The organism is Pseudomonas sp. P5_152 (assembly GCF_033989915.1).
Lineage (GTDB): Bacteria > Pseudomonadota > Gammaproteobacteria > Pseudomonadales > Pseudomonadaceae > Aquipseudomonas.
In genome coordinates this window covers 2,650,029-2,673,339 of record NZ_JASFAH010000002.1, presented here as the reverse complement: position 1 = coordinate 2,673,339, position 23,311 = coordinate 2,650,029, and the positions used below count along the sequence as shown (strand labels likewise).

General features: G+C 61.2%; 23 protein-coding genes and 1 riboswitch. Of the genes, 13 read left to right on the top strand and 10 right to left on the bottom strand.

Going from position 1 to position 23,311, the window contains the following annotated elements:
- Positions 1-40 precede the first annotated feature (40 nt).
- The 3 genes from QMK50_RS12220 to trhA all read left to right on the top strand — a co-directional run bounded on the left by QMK50_RS12220 (position 41) and on the right by trhA (position 1,807).
- Positions 41-670 (top strand): nucleotidyltransferase domain-containing protein, encoded by a 630-nt coding sequence (locus QMK50_RS12220; RefSeq protein WP_320333196.1) that lies wholly within the window; start codon positions 41-43, stop codon positions 668-670.
- On the top strand, positions 633-1,055 hold the full coding sequence (locus tag QMK50_RS12215) for a hypothetical protein (protein ID WP_320333195.1): 423 nt from the start codon (positions 633-635) through the stop codon (positions 1,053-1,055). The genes QMK50_RS12220 and QMK50_RS12215 overlap by 38 nt, the downstream gene beginning before the upstream one ends.
- Positions 1,056-1,189: 134 nt before the next feature.
- A complete protein-coding gene (gene trhA, locus QMK50_RS12210) occupies positions 1,190-1,807 on the top strand; it encodes a PAQR family membrane homeostasis protein TrhA (RefSeq protein ID WP_159998384.1) in 618 nt (205 codons plus the stop codon).
- A gap of 29 nt (positions 1,808-1,836) precedes the next feature.
- Here trhA and QMK50_RS12205 read toward each other — a convergent pair whose 3' ends face one another.
- Positions 1,837-2,751, bottom strand: coding sequence for a LysR family transcriptional regulator (locus QMK50_RS12205; protein ID WP_320333194.1), 915 nt, complete (start codon positions 2,749-2,751; stop codon positions 1,837-1,839).
- Positions 2,752-2,858: 107 nt separating this feature from the next.
- On the opposite strand from QMK50_RS12205, the gene QMK50_RS12200 reads away from it, so the two are divergent.
- From QMK50_RS12200 to QMK50_RS12190, 3 genes are read left to right on the top strand one after another with little or no spacing between them, the layout of a single operon-like run.
- A complete protein-coding gene (locus tag QMK50_RS12200) occupies positions 2,859-4,100 on the top strand; it encodes a D-amino acid dehydrogenase (protein ID WP_159998382.1) in 1,242 nt (413 codons plus the stop codon).
- Between the two features lie 28 nt (positions 4,101-4,128).
- Positions 4,129-4,479: a RidA family protein gene (locus tag QMK50_RS12195; RefSeq protein ID WP_320333193.1), complete on the top strand. Its 351-nt coding sequence runs from the start codon at positions 4,129-4,131 to the stop codon at positions 4,477-4,479.
- Positions 4,480-4,509: 30 nt separating this feature from the next.
- Complete coding sequence (locus QMK50_RS12190) at positions 4,510-5,412, top strand: transporter substrate-binding domain-containing protein (RefSeq protein WP_095164485.1); 903 nt, start codon at positions 4,510-4,512, stop codon at positions 5,410-5,412.
- 31 nt (positions 5,413-5,443) lie between these two features.
- Here the strand turns inward: QMK50_RS12190 and QMK50_RS12185 are convergent, their stop codons facing one another.
- The gene (locus QMK50_RS12185; protein ID WP_320333192.1) at positions 5,444-6,163 is read right to left on the bottom strand and encodes a 16S rRNA (uracil(1498)-N(3))-methyltransferase; all 720 of its coding nucleotides are present in this window, start codon (positions 6,161-6,163) and stop codon (positions 5,444-5,446) included.
- 80 nt (positions 6,164-6,243) lie between these two features.
- Positions 6,244-7,650 carry an adenosylmethionine--8-amino-7-oxononanoate transaminase gene (locus QMK50_RS12180; protein WP_320333191.1) on the bottom strand — a complete coding sequence of 469 codons (1,407 nt, stop codon included), beginning with the start codon at positions 7,648-7,650 and terminating at the stop codon, positions 6,244-6,246.
- 300 nt (positions 7,651-7,950) lie between these two features.
- Between QMK50_RS12180 and QMK50_RS12175 the strand changes: the two genes are divergently transcribed.
- Positions 7,951-8,502, top strand: a complete 552-nt coding sequence (locus tag QMK50_RS12175) for a cytochrome b (RefSeq protein WP_320333190.1) — start codon at positions 7,951-7,953, stop codon at positions 8,500-8,502.
- Positions 8,503-8,533: 31 nt separating this feature from the next.
- Positions 8,534-9,127, top strand: coding sequence for a YceI family protein (locus QMK50_RS12170; RefSeq protein WP_095164477.1), 594 nt, complete (start codon positions 8,534-8,536; stop codon positions 9,125-9,127).
- Between the two features lie 66 nt (positions 9,128-9,193).
- On the opposite strand, the gene QMK50_RS12165 is transcribed toward QMK50_RS12170, so the two are convergent.
- From QMK50_RS12165 to ahcY, 5 genes are all read right to left on the bottom strand, one after another.
- Positions 9,194-11,059, bottom strand: coding sequence for a DEAD/DEAH box helicase (locus QMK50_RS12165; RefSeq protein ID WP_320333189.1), 1,866 nt, complete (start codon positions 11,057-11,059; stop codon positions 9,194-9,196).
- A gap of 226 nt (positions 11,060-11,285) precedes the next feature.
- Positions 11,286-12,101, bottom strand: coding sequence for a substrate-binding periplasmic protein (locus QMK50_RS12160; protein WP_159998376.1), 816 nt, complete (start codon positions 12,099-12,101; stop codon positions 11,286-11,288).
- 56 nt (positions 12,102-12,157) lie between these two features.
- Entirely contained in the window at positions 12,158-13,240 is a 1,083-nt protein-coding gene (locus tag QMK50_RS12155) for a hypothetical protein (RefSeq protein WP_095164471.1), read from the bottom strand.
- Positions 13,241-13,325: 85 nt separating this feature from the next.
- Positions 13,326-14,171: a methylenetetrahydrofolate reductase [NAD(P)H] gene (gene metF, locus QMK50_RS12150; protein WP_159998372.1), complete on the bottom strand. Its 846-nt coding sequence runs from the start codon at positions 14,169-14,171 to the stop codon at positions 13,326-13,328.
- 200 nt (positions 14,172-14,371) lie between these two features.
- Positions 14,372-15,781, bottom strand: coding sequence for an adenosylhomocysteinase (ahcY, locus tag QMK50_RS12145; protein ID WP_320333188.1), 1,410 nt, complete (start codon positions 15,779-15,781; stop codon positions 14,372-14,374).
- 23 nt (positions 15,782-15,804) lie between these two features.
- Positions 15,805-15,907, bottom strand: a riboswitch (S-adenosyl-L-homocysteine riboswitch).
- Between the two features lie 197 nt (positions 15,908-16,104).
- On the opposite strand from ahcY, the gene QMK50_RS12140 reads away from it, so the two are divergent.
- From QMK50_RS12140 to QMK50_RS12130, 3 genes are all read left to right on the top strand, one after another.
- Positions 16,105-16,509 (top strand): acyl-CoA thioesterase, encoded by a 405-nt coding sequence (locus QMK50_RS12140; RefSeq protein WP_027617039.1) that lies wholly within the window; start codon positions 16,105-16,107, stop codon positions 16,507-16,509.
- Between the two features lie 72 nt (positions 16,510-16,581).
- Complete coding sequence (locus QMK50_RS12135) at positions 16,582-17,463, top strand: formate/nitrite transporter family protein (protein ID WP_320333187.1); 882 nt, start codon at positions 16,582-16,584, stop codon at positions 17,461-17,463.
- A 126-nt stretch (positions 17,464-17,589) separates the two neighbouring features.
- Positions 17,590-19,452 (top strand): DUF3857 and transglutaminase domain-containing protein, encoded by a 1,863-nt coding sequence (locus tag QMK50_RS12130; protein ID WP_320333186.1) that lies wholly within the window; start codon positions 17,590-17,592, stop codon positions 19,450-19,452.
- Here QMK50_RS12130 and QMK50_RS12125 read toward each other — a convergent pair.
- Entirely contained in the window at positions 19,433-20,608 is a 1,176-nt protein-coding gene (locus QMK50_RS12125; RefSeq protein WP_320333185.1) for an MFS transporter, read from the bottom strand. The genes QMK50_RS12130 and QMK50_RS12125 overlap by 20 nt on opposite strands.
- 193 nt (positions 20,609-20,801) lie before the next feature.
- On the opposite strand from QMK50_RS12125, the gene QMK50_RS12120 reads away from it, so the two are divergent.
- Both QMK50_RS12120 and QMK50_RS12115 read left to right on the top strand, forming a co-directional pair.
- The gene (locus QMK50_RS12120; RefSeq protein ID WP_095164459.1) at positions 20,802-21,635 is read left to right on the top strand and encodes an EamA family transporter; all 834 of its coding nucleotides are present in this window, start codon (positions 20,802-20,804) and stop codon (positions 21,633-21,635) included.
- Positions 21,636-21,673: 38 nt separating this feature from the next.
- Entirely contained in the window at positions 21,674-22,057 is a 384-nt protein-coding gene (locus tag QMK50_RS12115) for an MAPEG family protein (protein ID WP_095164457.1), read from the top strand.
- A 9-nt stretch (positions 22,058-22,066) separates the two neighbouring features.
- Here QMK50_RS12115 and QMK50_RS12110 read toward each other — a convergent pair whose 3' ends face one another.
- Complete coding sequence (locus QMK50_RS12110; protein WP_159998357.1) at positions 22,067-23,239, bottom strand: murein transglycosylase A; 1,173 nt, start codon at positions 23,237-23,239, stop codon at positions 22,067-22,069.
- Positions 23,240-23,311 lie beyond the last annotated feature (72 nt).

The window sequence follows — 23,311 nt, the reverse complement described above, 5'->3', positions numbered from 1 at the left end:
GGACCTATCGTTCCCTTTTTGAGACTTATTGGTGCTGGCTGTGCAAACCCTTTCACTCAGCAACGCCCTATTCACGGTGACCCAGCAAAAAGTGCTGGGGTTACTCTACGGCAAACCCGATCAGAGCTTTTATGCCAATGAGATCGCTCGCTGGGCTCAAGTGGGCAAGGGCAGCCTTATGCGTGAACTGGAGCGTTTGAATTCGGCGGGCGTACTGAAGATGACGCGCCGGGGTAATCAGACCCACTACCAGGCCAATGAACAGTGCCCGATCTATCGTGAATTGGCAGGCATTGTGCGCAAGACCTTTGGCATTGCCGACCCCTTGCGTCGTGCCCTAGCGCCCTTTGCGGAGCAACTTATCTGGGCCTTTGTCTATGGCTCTATCGCCAAGGATCAGGCCAACGCATCCAGTGACATAGACCTGATGCTGATTGGCGAAGGTCTGCACTACAGTGAAGTCATGGAACGATTGATACCCATGGAAGAGCAACTGGGTCGTCCGCTTAATCCGACGCTCTACACCCCTGAGGACTGGGCCGGAAAGTTGGCTGCGGGCAACAGCTTCGTGCTGCGGGTGGCGCAACAGGAAAAAATCAATTTGATAGGGGTAAACCCTTTGGAGGCCAAGGATGGGCAGCAGCGAGAGTCTGGAGAACCTTCTACGTAGTGGATCCCTCAAAGCCGAGCCACCTGATCGAAAGGAATGTGAAGGGTTGATGCGCTCGGCGACCGATCGACTGAGGGATGCGAGCAGCCCTCAACTCTCGTTTGCCAGCCGGTTCGATCTGGCCTACAACGCTGCTCATGCCCTCGCGCTGACTGCGTTACGGTTGCATGGGTATCGATCAGACAAGCGATATCTGGTTTTTCAGTGTCTGATTCATACCGTGCAATTGAGCAAGCTTCAGGTTCGGTTGTTTGCCTTGTGTCATGAGCGCAGGAATCTGGCTGAGTACGAAGGTTACATGGATGACGACGAGTCACTGCTTGCACAATTGCTCGGCAGTACCCATGAACTGTTGATCCGTGTAGAGAAAGCCATGGCCGATTGAGGGTTATGAATCTGTGCAGGTGGAGTCGCTGGCGCACCAGTCTGATTCAACCACTATGCGTTGGAAATAATGCTCTTTCAGGCTGTCAGCTTTGGCCTTGCGCACTGTTTTTGTGATTTCGAGGTGAGAGGCCCATGTACCACGGAGAAAGATTCAACGCCTGGAGCCATTTGTTCGGGGCGGTTGCGGCGTTTGTCGGGGCGGTCTGGTTGTTGGTGGTGGCCAGTCTCGATGGCAGTCCCTGGAAGATTGTCAGCGTGGCGATCTACGGGGTCACACTGCTGGTGCTGTACAGCGTGTCGACGGTCTATCACAGCGTGCGCGGACGGGCGAAGGTGATCATGCAGAAGGTCGATCATTTGTCGATCTATCTGCTGATTGCCGGCAGCTACACGCCTTTTTGCCTGGTGACCCTGCGCGGGCCCTGGGGCTGGTCGCTGTTCGCGATTGTCTGGGCGCTGGCGGTGATCGGCATGCTGCAAGAGATCAAGCCGCGCTCCGAGGCGCGGATCCTGTCGTTGGTGATCTACGCGGTGATGGGCTGGATTGTGCTGGTGGCGGTCAAGCCGCTGATTGCCGCGCTGGGCACCACGGGGTTCGCCTGGCTGGCGGCCGGCGGAGTGTTTTACACCGTCGGCATCATATTTTTCGCCCTCGACAGCCGGCTGCGCCATGCCCACGGGATCTGGCACCTGTTTGTGATCACCGGCAGCCTGCTGCATTTCGTGGCGATTGCGCTTTATGTGATCTGATCGCCGGGGGCTGCGCTTTGGCGGCGTAACTACGCCCGCCCGACCAACCTGTCCAGTTGCTCCTGCGCGCGGCTGCTGAAGATGCTCAGTAGCTCGTTCAGGGTGTGCGGTGGCGGCTCGGTCGCGCGGGTCGCCGCGTATAGGGTGATCGGCAGCGCCGGCGCCAGGGGACGGATGGCGGTGGTCCCGGGTGAGGCGCCCAGGGCGGTGAAGGGGTCGATCACGGTCAGACCGGCCCCGGATTCGACCATCGCCCTGGCCAGTGAGTACGTCTGCACCGCGATGCTGACCCGGGGCGGCGGCTCGACCGCCTTGAGGTAACTGTCGAGCCGGGCCGACAGTGGATCGGCACTGGATAGCCCGATCAACGGCGCATCGGCCAGGGCCTGCAGCGGCAGCGGTTGGCCTTCTTCTTCCAGGGGCCAGTAACCGGCCGGCGCCAGCGCCACCAACACCCCGCTGGCCAGCGCCTGGGCCTTGAGTCCCGGGTGATCGGGCAATTGCAGGGTCAGGGCGACATCGATTTCACGCATCAGCAGGTTCTGCACCAGCTCGCGACTGTGGGCGCTGGACAGCTCGCAGGCGATCTCCGGATAGCGTTGCGTCCACTCATGGATGGCCGGGGGCAACAACGACAGGGCCAGGGCCGGGGTCGCGCCGATCCGCAGGCTATGGCCCGGCTCGCGGCGCAGGCTCTGGGCCAGGCGTCGCACCCCTTGCAGGCTTTCGGTGACCTTGTCGACCTCACGCTCCAGTTCCAGCGCCTCCGGGGTGGCCTGGAGTTTGCCGCGCACCCGCAGAAACAGCGGGAAGCCCAGGTGCTGCTCGGCGTGTTGCAGCACTTTGGTCACGGCGGGTTGGGAGACGTGCAGCAATTGCGCGGCAGCGCTGACCGAGCCGGTTTGGCGGATGGCCTGGAAAATCTCGATGTGGCGAAGGCGCATGGTGAGTCCATAACCTTTGTTTATGGGATGACCATCTTTATTCATTGTTCGGCGCCTGTCACCTGGCTCTAACCTCGGGCTCGTCTCAACCACGATTAAGGACTGACATGGCTCAGCGTGTATGCATCATCGGCGGCGGCGTCATCGGCCTGGCAACGGCCTACGCACTGGTGCGCGATGGCGTTGAGGTGACCCTGGTCGAGGCGCGGGATTCGCTGGGCAGCGAAACCAGCTTTGCCAATGGCGGCCAGTTGTCCTATCGCTACGTGGCGCCCCTGGCCGATGCAGGCGTGCCGTTGCAGGCCATTGGCTGGATGTTGCGTGGTGACTCACCGCTGAAGCTGCGTCCACGCTTCGACCCGGCGCAGTGGCGCTGGATGGCGTCCTTCCTGGGGGCCTGCCGTTCTTCGGTCAACCGCGCCAACGCAGCCCATCTGTTGCGCCTGGCGCTGTTCAGCCAGTCCACCCTGCAGACCTGGCGCGAAGCCGATGCCCTGGAGGGTTTCCACTGGCGGCGCAACGGCAAGCTGGTGACCTTTCGCAGCACCGCCAGCTTCGAGCATGCCCGCCAAAAACTGGCCGACCCCCAGCAACAACAGGTGCTGTCGCCCGCCGAGTGCGCCCGCCTGGACCCGGCACTGGCCGATGCACCCTTCGTGGGTGCGATCTATACCCCGGATGAGGAAGTCGGTGACTGCCACGGCTTTTGCCAGCAACTGGCGGCGCGTTTGCGGGCTTCAGGCCGTTGCGAGTTCCGCCTGGGCCAGGCCGTGACCGGCATTCGCCAGGCCAATGGTGTGGTGAGCGCAATCGAACTGGGGGATGAAGTGCTGCCAGTGGAACATCTGGTGATTGCCGCCGGTCATCGCAGCCCACTGCTGGCGTTGCCTGGGGTGCACCTGCCACTGTACCCGCTCAAGGGTTATAGCCTGACTGTGCCGATCGGCGCCCAGCACCGGGCCCCGGACCTGAGCATCACCGACTATGACCGCAAGATCGTTTACGCCCGCATTGGCGAGCAACTGCGGGTGGCGGCCATGGTCGACATCGTCGGCTTTGACCCGGCGCTGGACCCCAAGCGGCTGGCCCTGATCAAGCGCCAGGCGCGTGACACTTTTGCCAATGCCGGCGACTACGAGCAGGCCATCGAGTGGGCCGGTATGCGCCCGGCGACCCCTAGCGGCGTGCCGCTGCTGGGCGCAACGGCGTATTGCAACCTGTGGCTTAACCTCGGCCATGGCGCCCTGGGTTTCACCCTGGCCTGCGGCAGCGCGCAGTTGCTCAGTGAGCTGATCGGCCAGCGCCGCCCCTCCATTGACCTGCAGGGCTTTACGCCCCGTGCGGCCTGAAACCATTACCCAAGAGAAGGACCATCCGATGACCATCAGCCGTATCCAGACCAATCCCCGCTTGTCCGCTGCCGTGACCTTTGGCGAGCTGGTATTTCTCTCCGGCCAAGTACCGGGTGATGCCACCGACGCCACTGGCCAGACTCGCCAGGTGCTGGAAAAAATCGACGCGCTGCTGGCCGAGGCGGGCAGCGACAAGGATCATCTGCTCAGCGCGACCATTTACCTGAAGGATATTGGTGAGGATTTCGCGGCGATGAATGACGTCTGGTCCGCCTGGTTGTCGCCTGGCCAGGCACCGAGTCGCACGACCTTGCAGGCCGAGTTGGCCCGCCCGCAGGTGCGAGTCGAAATCAGCGTTATCGCGGCCCGCCGCTAAGTAATCCATCACCCACAACGGAGAATAACAATGCAAAAAATCACGTTGCTCGGCTGCACCCTGGGCGTGTTGCTCGGCACTCAAGTGCAGGCTGAAGAAGCCCCGCTGGGCCCGACCCTGAGCAAGATTGCCAGCACTAACAGCATTACCCTGGGTTATCGCGATGCGTCGGTGCCCTTCTCCTACGTGGGTGATCACTCGGGTCAACCGATGGGTTACTCGGTGGACCTGGCGAGCAAGATAGTCGAGCGTGTGCAGCAGAAGCTCGCAGCGCCCCAGCTCAAGGTCAAATACAACCTGGTGACCTCGCAAACCCGTATTCCGCTGGTGCAGAACGGCACGGTCGACCTGGAATGTGGTTCGACCGGCGTGACCGCTGAGCGGCAAAAGCAGGTGGCGTTTTCCTACGGCTTTATCTATGTCAAAGGCCAGTTGCTGACCGCCAACGACAGTGGGGTCAAGAGCTTCGCCGACCTGCGTGGCAAGAACGTGGTGACCACCGCCGGCACCACCAACGAGCGCTATCTGAAGAGCTACAACGTCGATAACAAGATCGACATGTTCGTGATCAGCGCCAAGGACCACGGCGAAGCCTTCCAGATGTTGCAGTCCGGTCGGGCAGCGGCGTTCTACATGGACGATGCATTGCTCTACGGCGAGCGCGCCAAGGCTCGCGACCCGCACAAGTGGGTGGTGGTCGGGGAGGAGCAGTCGCGGGAAATCTACAGCTGCATGGTGCGCAAGGACGATCCGCAGTTCCTGGCGCTGGTGAACTCGACGCTGGGCGAGCTGTACAGCTCAGGGGAAATCAACGGGATCTACCAGCGCTGGTTTGAACAGCCGATCCCGCCAAAAGGCTTGAACCTCGAGTTCCCGATGACCAGCGAACTCAAGGCGATCATTGCCAAGCCGACCAGTGATCCGGTGCAGTGATTTTCAGCTCAAGAACTCGCAGGCTAAGGGCTTAGAAATCGCCCCATAGCTGTTGTGCTACCGCCAGCGCCACTACCGGTGCGGTTTCGGTGCGCAACACGCGAGGGCCGAGGCGTGCGGCGTGAAAGCCGCCCGCCTTGGCCTGCTCCACTTCAGCGTCCGACAAGCCACCTTCGGGGCCGATCAGAAATGCCAGGGTCGCGGGCTTGGCATGGCTGGCCCATGGCTCTGCCACCGGGTGCAGCACCAGTTTCAGCTCGGCCGGGACCTGCTTGATCCAGTCTGCCAGCAGCATCGGCGGATGGATCACAGGCACCCGCGAGCGCCCACATTGCTCGCAGGCGCTGATCGCGACCTGGCGCCAGTGCTGCAGGCGTTTGTCGGCGCGCTCGTCCTTGAGCCGTACTTCGCAGCGGTCGCTGAAGATCGGCGTGATTTCACTCACCCCCAGCTCCGTGGCTTTCTGAATCGCCCAATCCATGCGCTCACCCCGGGACAGGCCCTGGCCCAGGTGAATCTGCAGCGGCGACTCGAGTTGCCCGGCGAAACTTTCGCTCAACGCCACGCGCACGCGTTTCTTGCCGACTTCCACCAGTGTGCCGAGGTATTCCTGGCCTGAGCCATCGAACACCTGCAGCGCATCGCCCTCGGCCATGCGTAGCACGCGGCTGATGTAATGGGCCTGGGCCTCCGGCAGCTCATGCTCGCCAAGGCTCAAGGGGGCATCGATAAAAAAGCGCGACAGTCTCATGCGGGGTCTCTGTAAAAGGGGTCGTTCATCTGAGTTGGATTTGCCTGCTTAGGCACAGCCCTTGTAGGAGCTTGTGGCTGCTAGCCCGGATCACGGAACCCTGGGTGGAAGTCCTTCGGCACGGCGACACTGACCGAGTCGCGGGTGGCGATGTCGATGCCTTCGCTGGCCACTTCGGCGAGGAAGTCGATCTGCTCGGGGGTGATCACGTAGGGCGGCAGGAAGTACACCACGCTGCCCAGCGGGCGCAACAGCGCGCCGCGCTCCAGGGCGTGCTGGAATACCTTCAGGCCCCGACGTTCTTGCCAGGGATAGGCCTCTTTGCTGGCCTTGTCCTTGACCATCTCGATGGCCAGCACCATGCCGGTCTGACGCACCTCCGACACGTTCGGGTGATCGGCCAGGTGTGCGGTCGAGGTCGCCATGCGCTGGGCCAGGGCCTTGTTGTTCTCGATGACGTTGTCCTGCTCGAAGATATCCAGGGTCGCCAACGCGGCGGCACAGGCCAGCGGGTTGCCGGTGTAGCTGTGGGAATGAAGGAACGCGCGCAGGGTCGGGTAGTCGTCGTAGAAGGCGCGGTAGACCTCGTCGGTGGTGACGCAGGCCGCCAGCGGCAGGTAGCCGCCGGTCAGGGCCTTGGACAGGCACAGGAAGTCCGGGCGGATGCCGGCCTGCTCACAGGCAAACATGGTCCCGGTGCGGCCGAAACCGACGGCGATTTCGTCGTGGATCAGGTGCACGCCGTAGCGGTCACAGGCTTCGCGCAGCAGTTTCAGGTACACCGGGTGGTACATGCGCATGCCGCCCGCGCCCTGGATCAACGGCTCGACTATCACTGCTGCAACGCTGTCGTGATGCTCGGCCAGGGTGTGCTCCATCGCCGCGAACATGTTCCGCGAGTGTTCCTCCCAGCTCATGCCGTCGGGGCGCAGGTAGCAATCGGGGCTCGGCACCTTGATGGTGTCCAACAGCAGGGCCTTGTAAGTCTCGGTGAACAGGGGCACGTCGCCGACCGACATGGCGGCCATGGTCTCGCCGTGGTAGCTGTTGGTCAGGGTGACGAAGCGTTTCTTGTTCGGCTGGCCGCGGTTGAGCCAGTAGTGAAAGCTCATTTTCAACGCGACTTCGATGCACGATGAGCCGTTATCGGCGTAGAAACACCGGGTCAGCCCTTCGGGCGTCATTTTCACCAGGCGCTCCGAGAGCTCGATCACCGGCTGGTGGCTGAAGCCGGCGAGGATCACGTGCTCGAGTTGATCGACCTGATCCTTGATCCGCTGGTTGATCCGCGGATTGGCGTGGCCGAACACGTTGACCCACCAGGAGCTGACGGCGTCGAGGTAGCGCTTGCCTTCGAAGTCCTCCAGCCACACCCCTTCACCGCGTTTGATCGGGATCAACGGCAGTTGTTCGTGATCTTTCATCTGGGTGCAGGGATGCCACAACACCGCGAGATCGCGCTGCATCCACTGATTATTCAAGCCCATGTAAATTCTCCTCGAGACGGCGCGCTGGTTTCGCGGGCAAACAATCGCGCAAGCCTATGCAATGCTGGGCATGCGGACAACCTATTGTGGTTTTTTCAGTTACCTGGGCTGACGAGAAACCCGCTTTGGAGGGCGCGCTTGTGGTGCAAGGAGGACAAGTGTCGGACGTGGTTAATCTTTCCTTAACCAACCGGCACCAGACTCCAGATCGTATTTCTCGATATTTCAAAGCGAATTTTTCCGCTTTAATTCGATAGATAACTCGATAGTCTTGAGCGCAGTTCTTACAGGATTTGGGCAATGCAGCTACGTAACTCTTCTTCCCGCTACGGCTGGGTCAGTATTTTCATGCACTGGGGTGTAGCCCTGGTAGTGGTGGGTCTGTTCGCCCTGGGCTTGTGGATGGTCGGGCTGGATTACTACAGCACCTGGCGCAAGGACGCCCCGGACCTGCATAAAAGCATCGGTCTGGTGCTCTTCGCGGTCATGCTGCTGCGGGTGCTCTGGCGTTTGATCAGCCCGCCACCGCCGACCCTGGCCAGCTACGATCGCCTGACCCGCATCGGCGCCAAGCTCGGTCATGGGTTTCTGTATCTCAGCCTGTTTGCGGTAATGATTGCCGGTTACCTGATTTCCACCGCTGACGGTGTCGGGATACCGGTGTTTGGCTTGTTTGAAGTCCCTGCCCTGATTTCCGGACTACCGGACCAGGCAGACCTGGCCGGTGTGATTCATTTCTACCTGGCATGGGCGCTGGTGATTGTCTCCGGCCTCCATGCGTTGGCAGCATTGAAGCACCACTTTATCGATCGTGATGTGACCCTGGCACGCATGCTGGGTCGCAAAGCCTGATGTTCAACCTCGACTCCAAGGAATAGAAAGCATGTTGAAAAAGTCTCTCGCCGCTCTGGCAATCGGTACTGCTCTGCTGTCGGCTAACGTGATGGCAGCCGATTACGTTGTCGACAAGGAAGGCCAGCACGCCTTCGTTGACTTCAAGATCAGCCACCTGGGCTACAGCTTCATCACCGGTACTTTCAAGGATATCGACGGCAAGTTCAGCTTTGACGCTGCCAAGCCTGAAGCCAGCAAGATCGAATTCAACGTCAATACCTCCAGCGTATTCACCAACCACGCCGAGCGCGACAAGCACATCGCCAGCGCTGACTTCCTGAATGCGAGCAAATTCGCCAAGGCGACGTTTGTTTCCACCAGCGTCAAATCCACTGGCAAGAATGCCGATGGCAAGGAAACCGCTGATGTCGCAGGCGACCTGACCATCCTGGGTGTGACCAAGCCAGTTGTGGTCAAGGCCACTTTCCTGGGTGAAGGCAAGGATCCATGGGGCGGCTACCGTGCTGGCTTCGAAGGTACTACCCAGATCAAGCGTAGCGATTTCGGCAAGCAGAAGGACCTGGGCCCTGCTTCCGACGCAGTCGAGCTGTACGTGACGTTTGAAGGTGTGAAAGCGAAGTAATATTCGCCGCTACAAAAAACGCCCCGGCTCACAAGAGCCGGGGCGTTTTTTTTAACGCAGGAAAAATCAGCGGTTGCGGGTCAGCAGCGCTGGTTTTTCGCCACGTGGACGGCTTGGCAGTTGATCGAGCTGCTCAGGTGTCGGGAACCGGTCGGTCTTCGACTCCTTGTGAATGATCTTCGGTGCCGGACCACCGCGCGGGTTTTGTACCGCAGGTTCCTGGCGTGGCTGATCATCACGGGCTGGGCGACGGTTGCGGGACTCCTCGCGACGGGCCTGGCCGTCACGGGGGGCGCCACTGCGTGGGCCGCTGCGCTTGGCAGGCGGGGTGCCAGTGCTGGCGCCGCTGCTGTTGCGTGGACCGTTCTGCCGGCCCTGTGGCTGGCCAGTGCGTGGAGCACCGGCGCCTGCGCCTGTGCCTTGTGCCGGGGCACCTGGACGGCGACCACGGCCCTGGGCCGGTTTCTGTTGTGGCACGTAGTCGACGCGGTTACCGAAGTTATCCACATCGTCGTCGAGGAACTCGTCCGGTGCCCGATCAGCGGTCGCACGTGGGGCAGGGCGCTGCTGTTCGCGGGCAGGCGTGCCTTCACGCGGCTTTTGCGCCGGGCGTTCGCCACGGCTGGCTGCCGGCTTTTCCTTGCCGCCCTTGTCCTTGCCTTTGTCCTTGCGACCGCCACCACCGCCGCCGCCGTTCGGACCGTCGCCGCGCGGGCCACGTGGGTTGCGCGGGTTACGCACATCCGGACGCTCGCGCACTTCTGGCTTCTCGGCCTCGACGCTGCTGGCATCAAACCCCATCAGGTCGCCATCGGCGATCTTCTGCTTGGTCATGCGCTCGATGCTTTTCAGCAGTTTTTCTTCGTCCGGGGCGACCAGCGAGATCGCCTCGCCCGAACGACCGGCACGGCCAGTACGGCCAATGCGGTGCACGTAGTCTTCGTCGACGTTCGGCAGTTCGAAGTTGACCACGTGTGGCAGTTGGTCGATGTCCAGACCGCGTGCCGCGATGTCGGTGGCAACCAGGATCCGCACTTCACCGGCCTTGAAGTCGGCCAGGGCTTTGGTGCGGGCGTTCTGGCTCTTGTTACCGTGGATGGCTACGGCGCTCAGGCCGTGTTTGTCCAGGTACTCGGCCAGGCGGTTGGCGCCGTGCTTGGTACGGGTGAAGACCAGTACCTGTTCCCAGGCGCCAGCGGTGATCAGGTGCGCCAGCAGCGAACGCTTGTGGCTTGCCGGCAGGCGGAACACACGTTGCTCGATCCGCTCGACCGTGGTGTTCGGTGGCGTGACTTCGATGCGCTCGGGGTTGTGCAGCAACTTGCCGGCGAGGTCGGTGATGTCCTTGGAGAACGTCGCCGAGAACAGCAGGTTCTGGCGTTTGGCCGGCAGACGGGCCAGGACCTTCTTCACGTCATGGACAAAACCCATGTCGAGCATGCGGTCGGCTTCGTCGAGCACGAGGATTTCCACGTGGGACAGGTCGACGCTGCCTTGACCGGCCAGGTCGAGCAAGCGACCCGGGCAGGCTACCAGCACGTCAACACCGCGGGCCATGGCCTGAACCTGAGGGTTCATGCCAACACCGCCGAAGATGCAGGCACTGACGAACTTGAGGTCGCGGGCATAGAGCTTGAAGCTCTCGTGCACCTGGGCGGCCAGTTCGCGGGTCGGGGTCAGGACCAATACGCGCGGTTGGCGCGGGCCGTGACGCTGGGACTTGTCCGGGTGACCGTTGGGGAACAGGCGTTCCAGAATCGGCAGGGCAAAGCCGCCGGTTTTGCCAGTGCCTGTCTGTGCCGCAACCATCAAGTCGCGACCTTGCAACACGGCGGGAATGGCCCGCTGTTGCACCGGAGTAGGCTGGGTGTAGCCGGCGGCTTCGATGGCGCCGACTAAAGCCTCGGAGAGACCGAGGGAAGCAAAGGACATGAGTAATCCTGTTTTAGTTAGGGCTTGGCCCAATGGGATAGTCTTGCCTGGCGCGAGTGGCGTTTGAGAGAAGCGCAATCGCGTCCGGTCCTGCTGGGCCCTGATGGCTCATCTGCGAGTGCTCGCGCGGGCTGAAAAGCTGCGCTGTAGCGATGTCGAGAGGCCTGAAACAGTGCCGAGCGTCCGGGCGTAAGCCTGGCGGGAAGGCCGGAGTATAACAGAGCAATCACTGTGCGCTGCTTTCCTGCTGCTCAACGGTTTTTTCTTCATGGGCTTGCGGGGTCACAAGCGTCAGGTCCTTGGCCGGTGCGGCGCCATAACGTGCGCTGAGTTGGGCGTACGCCGGTTCGCGCTTGAAGCGCTTGAGTTCGGCGCCGAAACGCTGTACCAGCAGGTCCATGCCGGCATTGCGGCGCACCGCCAGGAATTGGCTCTCGCGGCTGATGACGGTCGGGTTTTCGCTGATCTGGTCTCGCAGGTCCAGGCTGTCGAGCAGGGTTTGCCCAACCCGGCGGTCGGTAATCAACAGGTCGATGCGCCCGCGTGCCAGCTTGCCGAAGTTGGCTTCATGGGTCGGCGCCGGCTCTCGGGTAAACAGCGTGGATTCACGAAAGTCCTGGCTGTACAGGTAGCCGGGGGAGGTGCCGATGGTCAGGCCGCGCAGGTCTTCCAGGGTGTTGAACGGGTGCGGGCGGGCGTTGGCATAGAACATCACGAACTCGACTTGCGACAGCGGTTCGCTGGGGTAGAGCAGGGTGGCGTCGCGTTCGTTGCTATGGAAGATGTCCAGTGCGCCGTCGGCCAGCCCTTGATCGAGCATGGCCAGGCAGCGTTTCCAGGGCAGGAACTGCCATTGCACTTCGATTCCCAGGCGCTGGAAGACAATGGCCGTGGTTTCGTAGTCCAGCCCCCGGGGCTGGCCATTTTCCTCGTACACGTAAGGTGCCCAGGGCTCGGTGACGATGCGCAACTTTTCCGCCCGGGCAGCAAAGCTCAGGCAAACGAGAAGCGCGGCTGTCAGCAATTGGGCAATGACGGGCATCGTTGGAGATTACGACGAGAGGCGGGGAAATAGCTAGAGGCGGTCTAGCCCGAGGCTTAGTCGCCTTTTGCCTGCATCAGGTGTAGGTAGATGGCTTCACGTCGCCGGCCCAGCACCAGGCGGTTGATCGGGTGGTTGAACCAGCGTTCCAATTGATCGTTTTCCAGTGGTCGTTTCAGGCGTTTTTCCACATTGGCATGAGCCTTTTCCCACCAGACCGGCGTACAGGCCTGATCAAACGGATTGGCATGGCGGTAGCAGCCGTAGAGGATTTCACGCATGAACTGGCGCTGCTGGCGGGGCAGGGCCAAGGTCACGATTTTATAGGCCAGGCGCTGCAGGGCCGGTGGCCGCGGCAGAGTCGCCGTCACCAGGGACGTTTCGTCCAGGGCCAGGGTGCTGGTGGGATTGGCGCGGTGTTTTTCCAGCCAGGCATTGGTCTTGGCGCGAAACAGCTCCTTGCGGCTCCAGTAGTGATGGATCAGGTCCGGGCATTCACGCACCTGACGCTGGCGGTAGGTGGCCACCGACAGGCAGAACTCCTCAAGGGTGTAGGCGCCCTGGGCCAGGGGATACAACTCGTCCATCAGCGCCAGGGAGTGGGCGAGGATGTCGGCATCTTCGCGGTACAGGCCGATGACCCCGGAGTTCAGCAGGGGCATCTGGTCGTCCGCCAGTTGCCGCTGTTGCAGCACCTCGGCCAGGGTCTGGTAGAGACGGGTCTGCTTGTTGCTGCCGTAGGACATGCCGAGGGTGTTGCACAGCAGGGTGCCGGGCTGGATGCGCCGGAACAATTCCAGGGGCGAGCAGTGGAAGAAGGTGTCGGTGTCGATCAACAGAGCCAGCTCCGACTCGGCCATCACCTGTTGCATGACCGCGTGTTTGGCGCGGAAGTGGTAGCCGTGGGGGGCGATCCAGCCCTGGCGGGTGGCTTCGTCGAACTGGCGAATCCGTACTGGCAGGTCGCGGTAGGGCGCCGGGTCGTCGGTGAAGACCTGGATGTCGAGCGCTTCCCCCGGCGTCTTGCGCATGCCCGCCAAAGCGCTGGCAATACTGAAGAGTGCTTCCTGGTGGTAAGTGCAGGCACCGTAGACCAGGTAGATCAGTTGTGGGGTCGGAGTTGGGCTAGGAATCGACATCTACTACGGTTTTCCCGGTTGAGTGACAGATAAAAAAAAGGCCCTGGGGTTCGCCAGGGCCATTTTTCTGAATGCACTGCCGTGATCAGCGCGGCAGTTTCAGATTGTTCCAGACAGCGAGGCTAGGATCAGCCTGGTTCAGGGTATAGAAATGCAGCCCTGGTGCGCCGCCCTGCAACAAACGTTCACACATCTGCGTGATCACCTGCTCGCCGAAACCCTGAATGCTCTGGGTATCGTCGCCGTAGGCTTCCAACTGCTTGCGGATCCAGCGTGGGATTTCCGCACCGCAGGCATCGGAGAAGCGCGCCAGCTTGCTGTAGTTGGTGATCGGCATGATGCCCGGCACGATCGGGATGTTCACGCCCATCGCCCGTACACGCTCGACGAAGTAGAAGTAGCTGTCGGCGTTGAAGAAGTACTGGGTGATCGCGCTGTCGGCGCCAGCGTTGGCCTTGCGCACGAAGTTGGCGAGATCGTCTTCGAAATTGCGCGCTTGCGGGTGCATTTCCGGGTAGGCGGCAACTTCGATGTGGAAATGATCGCCGGTTTCTTCACGAATGAATTGCACCAGGTCATTGGCGTGGCGCAGTTCGCCGCTGGCCATGCCCATGCCCGAAGGCAGGTCACCGCGCAAGGCAACGATGCGGGTGATACCCGCCGCCTTGTACTGAGTCAGCAGGCCGCGCAGGTCAGCCTTGCTGTCGCCGACGCAGGACAGGTGCGGGGCGGCAGGGACTTTGACTTCGCTTTCCAGCTGCAACACGGTGTTGATCGTGCGATCACGGGTCGAACCGCCAGCGCCATAGGTGCAGGAGAAGAAATCGGGGTTGTAGGTGGCCAGCTGACGAGCAGTGGCGAGCAGCTTTTCATGCCCAGCATCGGTCTTGGTCGGGAAGAACTCGAAGCTGTAGCGACGGTCTTGTGACATGGTCGTATCCTTGGAAACACGTAGTGCGGAGGCTGGCCCCCTGTAGGAGCGAGCTTGCTCGCGAAAAACGTAAGAGCAACGCGTTCATCCAGACAGCACGCGTTATCGTTTACGACCATCGCGAGCAAGCTCGCTCCTACAGGAGAGCAGGCGATGCGGTGCGCAGGACACACCGCAATCGCCAGCAAACCTGCGGCCTATCAGTAACGGTAAGCGTGCGGCTTGAACGGACCTTCGACGGTCACACCGATGTAATCGGCCTGGGTCTTGGTCAGTTGAGTCACGACACCGCCGAAACCGCGGACCATTTCCAGGGCCACTTCTTCGTCGAGTTTCTTTGGCAGTACTTCAACGGTCAGGCGCTCGGCTTTCTGGGCTGGCGACAGGTCGGCGTACTTCTGGCCGAACAGGAAGATCTGGGCCAGGACCTGGTTGGCGAACGAACCGTCCATGATGCGGCTTGGGTGACCGGTAGCGTTACCCAGGTTCACCAGGCGACCTTCGGCCAGCAGGATCAGGTAGTCGTCGTTCTGTGCGTCGAAATCACCAGGGCCGGTGCGGTGGATCTTGTGCACCTGTGGCTTCACTTCTTCCCATGCCCAGTTCTTGCGCATGAAAGCGGTGTCGATTTCGTTGTCGAAGTGGCCGATGTTGCAGACAACAGCGCGCTTCTTCAGGGCCTTGAGCATGTTCGAGTCGCAAACGTTGACGTTACCGGTGGTGGTCACGATCAGGTCGATCTTGCCCAGCAGCGCCTTGTCGATGCTTGCCTCGGTGCCGGTGTTGATACCGTCGATGAACGGCGATACCAGTTCAAAACCGTCCATGCAGGCTTGCATGGCGCAGATCGGGTCAACTTCGGAAACCTTGACGATCATGCCTTCCTGACGCAGGGACTGAGCGGAACCCTTGCCCACGTCGCCGTAGCCGATGACCAGCGCTTGCTTGCCGGACAGCAGGTGGTCGGTACCACGCTTGATCGCGTCGTTGAGGCTGTGACGGCAGCCGTACTTGTTGTCGTTCTTGCTCTTGGTCACCGAGTCGTTGACGTTGATGGCCGGGATTTTCAGCTCGCCCTTGGCCAGCATGTCCAGCAGGCGGTGCACGCCAGTGGTGGTTTCTTCGGTCACGCCGTGAACGCGATCCAGTACCGCCGGGTATTTGTTGTGCAGCAGCTCGGTCAGGTCGCCGCCGTCGTCGAGGATCATGTTGGCGTCCCATGGCGCGCCATCTTTGAGGATGGTTTGCTCCAGGCACCACTCGTACTCTTCTTCGGTTTCACCTTTCCAGGCGAATACCGGAATACCGGCAGCGGCGATGGACGCGGCAGCCTGGTCCTGAGTCGAGAAAATGTTGCAGGACGACCAACGCACTTCGGCACCCAGGGCAACCAGGGTTTCGATCAGCACGGCAGTCTGGATGGTCATGTGGATGCAGCCGAGGATCTTCGCACCCTTGAGCGGTTGCTCTTCGGCGTACTTGCGACGCAGACCCATCAGGGCCGGCATTTCCGATTCGGCGATGATGGTTTCGCGACGGCCCCAGGCAGCCAGGGACATGTCGGCGACTTTGTAGTCGGTGAAATCTGCAGGCGTGTTGACAGCGCTCATGAAGAGCCTCCATTCGTAATGTATGCGAATGGGCGCCGTTGTGCGTTTAGTGTCCGGCCATTCAAGGCCAGGCAACGCCCCATCCGAGCCTGACAGGTCTAGCCTGCTGCAGCGCCCCTCGGACAGGTGGCGGGAAAACGGTATCAAGTGAAGATGACCGTTTTGAAACGGGGGCGATTATAGCGGGCTCGGCGTATCTTCCAAAGGGTTTCTGTCGGCTGGTTGATAATCTTGATCGAGACCATAGTCGATGCTGCGTAGAGCTCTGCGTCGGGCTCTGCCATGATGGGCGGCATCAATCGGCAAGACGGTCAGGAGTGAGCATGAATTTCCACACCCGCAAATGGGTAAAACCCGAAGACCTCAACCCCAACGGCACGCTGTTCGGCGGTAGCCTGTTGCGCTGGATCGACGAAGAAGCGGCGATCTATGCCATCGTCCAGCTGGGCAACCAGCGCGTGGTCACCAAGTACATTTCCGAAATCAACTTTGTCAGCGCCTCGCGCCAGGGCGACATCATCGAACTGGGCATCACCGCCACCGAGTTCGGTCGTACCTCGATCACCCTGACGTGCGAGGTGCGCAACAAGATCACCCGCAAAAGCATCCTCACAGTGGAGAAGATGGTCTTTGTGAACCTCGGCGAGGACGGTCTGCCGGCCGCGCACGGGCGGACCGAGATCAAGTACGTCAAGGACCAGTTCCAGGATGGCGCCGGCGTCGAGTGATGCAAGGCCTGTAGAACGGAATCTGCGCTGTGCAGGTCATAGCTAGATATCCCGCCACCGGTTGCGTATCCCATGAGCTCGGCACACGACGGCAAGACCCCGAACCTTTCGGCGCAGGAACAGCACGACGTCGACAAGAACCAGCCACCGCGCGCGGCGGTGCTGCATGAAATCATCCGCACCCAGGGTGACCAGGAGTTGGAGCGCAGTGTCGCTGCGCTCTGGTGGTCTGCCTTGGCCGCCGGCTTGACCATGGGCCTGTCGCTGATGGCCATGGGGCTGCTCAATTCGCGGCTGCCGGACGGCGAGGCCTTCAAGGTGATCGCCAGTTTTGGCTACTGTGCCGGGTTCCTGGCGGTGATCCTCGCCCGCCAGCAGCTGTTCACGGAAAACACCCTGACCGCCGTGCTGCCGGTCATGACCAAACCCACGTTGAACAATTTCGGCCGGCTGTTGCGCCTGTGGACGGTGGTCTTGTTTGGCAATTTGTGTGGGACCCTGCTGGTGGCCTACGTGATGTTGCACCTGCCGATTTTCGACACCAAGACCGACCTGGCCTTCCTCGATATCGGGCGCAAGGTCATGGAAAACGACGCCAGCAAGATGTTCGCCAAGGGCATCGTCTCGGGCTGGATGATCGCCACCATGGTCTGGATGATTCCGTCCATGGAGAGCGCCAAGATGTGGATCATCATCCTCATCACTTACCTGATGGCGCTGGGGGACTTCACCCACATCGTGGTCGGTTCGGCCGAAGTCTCCTACCTGGTGTTCGCGGGCCAATTGTCATGGGCGGATTTCTGGCTGGTGTTTGCAGGTCCTACGCTGGCGGGGAACATCATTGGCGGCAGCTTTATCTTTGCCTTGCTGAGCCATGCGCAAATTCGCAGCGAGAGCGGGCCGCCGAAGAAGACTGAAGCGCCTGTGGCTGATCCGCGCACATTGCACAAGTGAGGCCCAGTTCACCCGGCAAGCGCGGATAAAGGCCTGAATTTGAACAATATTTGAAGGTGTCGAAATGATATCGCAGCGCTTGCTGTATATTGCGAACGCTTCCTATTCATAAAAAGACGGATCTTTATGCAGTCCTCAGGCTTCTTCCCCGCGCGCCTTCTGAGTGCGCTGCTGGTGTCTGTCCTGGCTTTGGGCACCGCCCAGGCCAGGGACGATGGCACTGACCTTTCGATAACCATCGAGAAAGAAATCCAGACCAATGTGGTCAATGCCGACGGCAGTTTTGTGGCTACCTGGGAAACGGCGTACCTGATCAACGAAGAGCGGGCGATCAAGGCCTGGGCGCAACGTTCGATGAGTTACAACCGGACCCTGGAAACCCTGGAGGTGGTCCAGGCGTATACGCAAAAGCCTGACGGACGCAAGGTGCAGGTTCAGGCCGACCAGATCAAGGAGCAGCAGGAGCAAGCGTCTGCGGGTGCACCGATGTTCCAGGACACGCTGCTCAAGGTGGTGATCTTCCCTGAGGTTGCCGTGGGTGACCGGCTGGTGGTTCAGTTCAAGAAAAAACGCAGCACGGCGCTGTTTCCTGGCCATTTTGAAGACCTTTCCTACCCGGCGTTTTTCCCTACCCGGCAATTCACCCTGATCTATGACCTGCCGACCGACATGCCGCTGCACGCCGATGCCAAGGGCTTTACCGCGAGCACGCCCGCCGCCGGGCCGGGACGCAAAATCTATCGCTGGGACTATGTGCCTGCGCAAAAGGCGCGCATCGAGCAGGGGGCGGTGTCTTACCTGGACTACGGCCAATACCTGGCCGTGTCGACGTTCAGCGATTTCGCCACGTTCGCCAAGGCCTACGATGCGCGGGCCCACAGCACCCTGACGCCGCAGATCCAGGACCTCGCCAACGGCCTCACGGCCGGGCTCGACACGCCCTGGGCCAAGGCTATTGCACTGAGCGACTGGGTCCGCAAGAACATTCGTTATGTTGCGGTCTACGTCGGCCCTGGTGGTGTTGTGCCGCATCCGGTGGATACGATCCTGGCCAACCGCTATGGCGACTGCAAGGACCACGTTGCGCTGCTGGAAGCCATGCTGGCGGCGGTGGGGATCGAGAGTTCGCCGGCCCTGGTCAACCTGGGCAATGCCTATGTGTTGCCCAAGGTGCCGACGCTGGGGCTGCTCAACCACGCCATCACCTATGTGCCGAGCCTGAACCTGTATCTCGACTCCACCGCCGAAGGCATTGCCGCCGGTTACCTGCCGGTGCCAGTGCTGGACAAACCGGTGGTCTTGAGCAAGTCCGGTGGTCTTGGGCACACGCCCGCCCTTCAAGAGGGCTTGGTGGAAAACAGCATGCTGTTCAAGGTCTCGTCAAAAGGCGCGGCCGACTTCAGCCATACCTCCAATGTGGTCGGCTGGGCCGCCGAAGTGAACCGCTACGGGGTCAAGTCGATGAAGCCCGCCGACCGCGACCTGATGATCCAGCAGATCCTCGCGTCCTACGGGCTCAATGGCAGTGGCACTTTTGATGCCGGAAAGTTCGAGGAGAGCGGCCAGGACTATGCAATGAACATGACCGGGCGCGTGGAAAACCTGGTCAATCTACCTGGACCGATTGGCGTGCTGACCATGAGCAGCCTTGCCGGCGGCATTGCACAAAGTGTCTTTGGCCTGCTCATGGAGCCGGAGCGGACTCAGGCGTTCACCTGTATTTCCGGGGTGACCGAAGAGCAGGCGCGTTTTGAGTTCCCGCAGGATGTCAGCATTCTCGCGGCACCAAAGAACGTGACGCTGCGCCATGAGCGGTTCGACTACAGTTCGACCTATGTCCGCGAAGGCAACACGGTGGTGGTCAAGCGCCGTTTCGACTTCAAGCAACCGGGTGCGGTGTGCACCCCGGATGACTTCAAGTCGATGAAAACCATGGCCGAGGCAGCGGCCAATGACCTGAAAAGTCAGATCATTGTGCAGTCGCTTTAAGCGTCGTGGCGCTTGCTCGCCGTTGCCGGTAGATGAAGTACAGCGCGGTCAGCACGGTCAAGCCGCTGACCAGCGCGCCGGTCCAGGGCAGGTCCGCCAAGTCGGCACCGCTGGCCACCACCAGTCCGCCGATCCAGGCGCCGGCAGCGTTGCCCAGATTGAAAGCGCTCTGGTTCAGGGTCGAGCCGAGGTTGGGTGCTTCATGGGCCTGGTCGATGATCAGCAGTTGCAGGATCGGGCACAGGGCAAAGGCGAATATGCCCCAGAGCACCAGGGTAATGGCCGCCGGAATCACCGAATGGCTGGTCTGGCTGAACGCTGCCAACACCACCATGACGGCCAGTGCCATGCCTACCAGTGATGGCAGCAAGCGGCTGTCGGCCAGCTTTCCGCCAAGCATGCTGCCTGCCGTCAGGCCGACACCGAACAACAGCAGCATGAGGGTCACGCCGTGGGGGCTGACGCCAGTGATGTCCTGCAGGATCGGTGCGATGTAGGTAAATACGCTGAACAGGCTGGTGGACGCCAGCACGCTCATGCCCAGTGCCAGCAGGACACTGGGCTTGCCCAACACCTTGAACTCACTGGCCAGATTGGCCTTGTCCATGGCGATGTCCTTGGGCAGCCACAGCCATTGGGCGAGGGCCGCAATCACCCCGATTACCGACACTGCCCAGAATGTCGAGCGCCAGCCGGCGTATTGGCCCAAGGCCGTGCCCAGAGGGACGCCCAACACATTGGCCAGGGTCAGGCCGGTGAACATCAGTGCAATCGCCTGGGCCCGCTTGTTCGGTGCCACCAGGCCGGCGGCGACCACCGAGCCGATGCCAAAGAAGGCCCCATGGCACAGTGCGGTGATCACCCGGGCCGCCATCAACGTGGCGTAGTTTGGTGCCAGGGCGCAGAGGATGTTGCCGAGGATGAACATCAGCGTCATGCCCAGCAATGTGGCCTTGCGGGGCATGTTGGCAGTACCGATCGCGAGGACCGGGGCGCCGAACACCACGCCCAGGGCGTAGCCGGTAATCAGCAGGCCGGCGTCGGGGATGCTCACCGCGAGGTCGCGGGCAACATCGGGCAGCAGGCCCATGATGACAAATTCGGTGGTGCCGATGCCAAAAGCGGCAACGGCCAAAGCAAGCAAGGCCAGTGGCATGCGCAAGGTCTCTATGGGTAGTCTTGACGCTTTGATCAGGCGAACGCCTGCCGGCTCCCGAATCGTTGAAGAGTCAGGCAGTAGCAGAAATTTATTGGAATAAGTATGTGCGCAAGTGAGTGCGGCGTGGTCGCTTGCAGTATAAACAGCTACTGACATATGGCGAATCAATTCTCTTGGGCAAGGAGGCTACGTGCTCGCGACAGTTCTGGTTTTAGTGGCGGCGCTGTTGCACGCGGCCTGGAATACCCTGATCAAGTTCAGCGCTGAACGTCTGCTGGTGGTGGCCTGCATGGACAGCGTGGCGCTGTTGTTCGTGGCGGTGGCGCTGCCGTTCGTGAGTTTGCCGCCGCTGGACATCTGGCCGTGGATCCTCGCTTCGGCGGCCTTTGAATTGCTTTATCGCTACCTGCTGATCCAGGCCTATCGGGTGGGTGACCTGGGCCTGGTCTATCCGTTGATGCGCGGGTTGTCGCCGTTGGTGGTGTTGGCGTTGACCCTGATTTTCGCCGGCGAAGTGCTGAGCACCCAGCAGATCCTCGGCATCCTGCTGATCCCGTTCGGCATGCTTTGCCTGCTGTGGCAGGGCGGTGGTGGCGAGCGCTTGCCGTGGACGATGCTGCCGGTGGTGGCGTTGATCGGCCTGTGCATCGGCTGCTACACCTTCATTGATGGCCAGGCTATTCGTCGCTGGTCGCATCCCCTGGATTACCTGGTTTGGGTCACGCTGCTCAGTGCCTGGCCGTTCCCGTTGCTGGCCATGGTGAGCAAGCGGCCAGCATTCATGCAGTTCTGGCGAGAGCAGTGGCGGCTGGGACTGGCGGTCGGATTCTGCGTGTTGTTCAGCTACGCTCTGGTGCTCTGGGCCATGCAGTTGGGGTCGATTGCCGAAGCGGCTGCGTTGCGCGAGATCAGCGTGATCCTGGTGGTGCTCTTTGGTATGCGTTACCTCAAAGAACCTTTCGGCAGACCTCGACTCTTAGCCTGTGGGCTGGTGCTGATAGGCATGCTCGTGATGAAGTTCTGAGCCCTGGCTCATAAAACCCCAAGAAGAAGGAATCGGTAATGACTGTGGCTCTGTGGTGCATCTTGATCGCGATTTTCCTGCCGTACCTGTGCACAGCCGTCGCCAAGGTCGGCGGCGGCTACCGGCTGCGGGACAACCATGACCCGCGCTCGTTTGCGTTGACCCTGGACGGCTTCGCCAAGCGCGCGTATGCCGCCCAGCTCAACAGTTTCGAGATCACCCCGGCATTCGCCGCGGCGGTCATCGTCGCGCATTTGGCCGGCAACGCGGAGCTGGTGACGATCAACGTATTGTCAGTGTTGTTCATCACCAGCCGCCTGCTGTACATCATCTGCTACCTGGCCGACTGGGCCATCCTGCGTTCGCTGGTGTGGTTTGTCGGGGTCGGGCTGATCGTCAGCTTCTTTTTCGTCTCGATCTGAACCGGCCGGTTACTTGCTGTCAGGCACCTGTGGCAGTTGGGGCAGCGGCGCACCTTTTGGCCATAACATCCAGATCTGTCCCTGCTGCTTCATGTCGCCGGCCAAGTGCCCGGCGGCATCGCCGGTTCCCCAGAACAGGTCGGCGCGCACTTCGCCAGTGATCGCGCCGCCGGTGTCCTGCGCGGCAACCGGGCGGACCAATGGGGTGCCATCGGGACGCGTGGTCGATAGCCACAGCAGGCTGCCCAGCGGAATCACCTTGCGATCTACCGCCACGCTGTAACCCGAAGTCAGCGGCACGTTCAGTGAACCGCGTGGGCCTTCGTTGCTGTCGGGGTTGCGGGTGAAGAACACATAGCTCGGGTTGCTGGCCAGCAGCTCGGGAATGCGTGTCGGGTTGGCCTTGGCCCAGGTGCTGATGGCGCCCATGGTCACGTCTTCTTTCTTCAGTTCACCCTGTTCCACCAACCAGCGACCAATGGGTCGATATGGGTGGCCGTTCTGGTCGGCATAGGCGATACGCAGTTGCCGGCCATCGGCCAGTTGAACCCGGCCCGAGCCCTGGATCTGCAGGAATTGCAGGTCCATCGGGTCGGTCAGCCAGGCCACAACCGGCGCCTTGACCCCTTGGGTTCCGATGGTGGCGGCGTCATCGTAAGGTTTGAGCACTCGCCCTTCGAGACGACCGCGCAGGCGCTTGCCCTTGAGCTCGGGGTAAATACTCTCGAGGGAGACGATGATCATGTCTTCCGGCACGCCGTAGATCGGCACGTTGGCTGCCGGGGTCTGCGTCAGGCTGCCGGGGTACACCGGTTCGTAGTAGCCGGTGATCAAGCCATTGGCGTTCCCGCTGGAGGAGCGCAGGCCGTAGACCTGAAGTTGTTCCTTGAGGAAGGCGCGGATTGCCGTGGCGTCTTGTGGCACGTTGGTCGCGGTGGCGCAGGGCGCGCCCCAGACCGGATCGGCCTTGAGGCGGGTGCAAGCGCTGCGCCATGAACCGAACCCGGCCAGCAGGTCGCTATCGGACACTTGCGGCAAGGCGTCCCAGGTCGCGCTGGAGTAGGTGGCCAGCGCATGGGTTTGCGGCTGGGTGTTATCGCCACCGTTGCAACCGGCGAGGAGGGCGATCATCGGAAAGGTCCAGCCCAGGTGCTTGCGCCAGGCCTTGAAACGACTGTTCATGCGGTACTTCCTATGACCGGCTGCCGGAGTCCTTCAGGTACTCAGGCAACCCTTATTGTTAATAGGGCTATT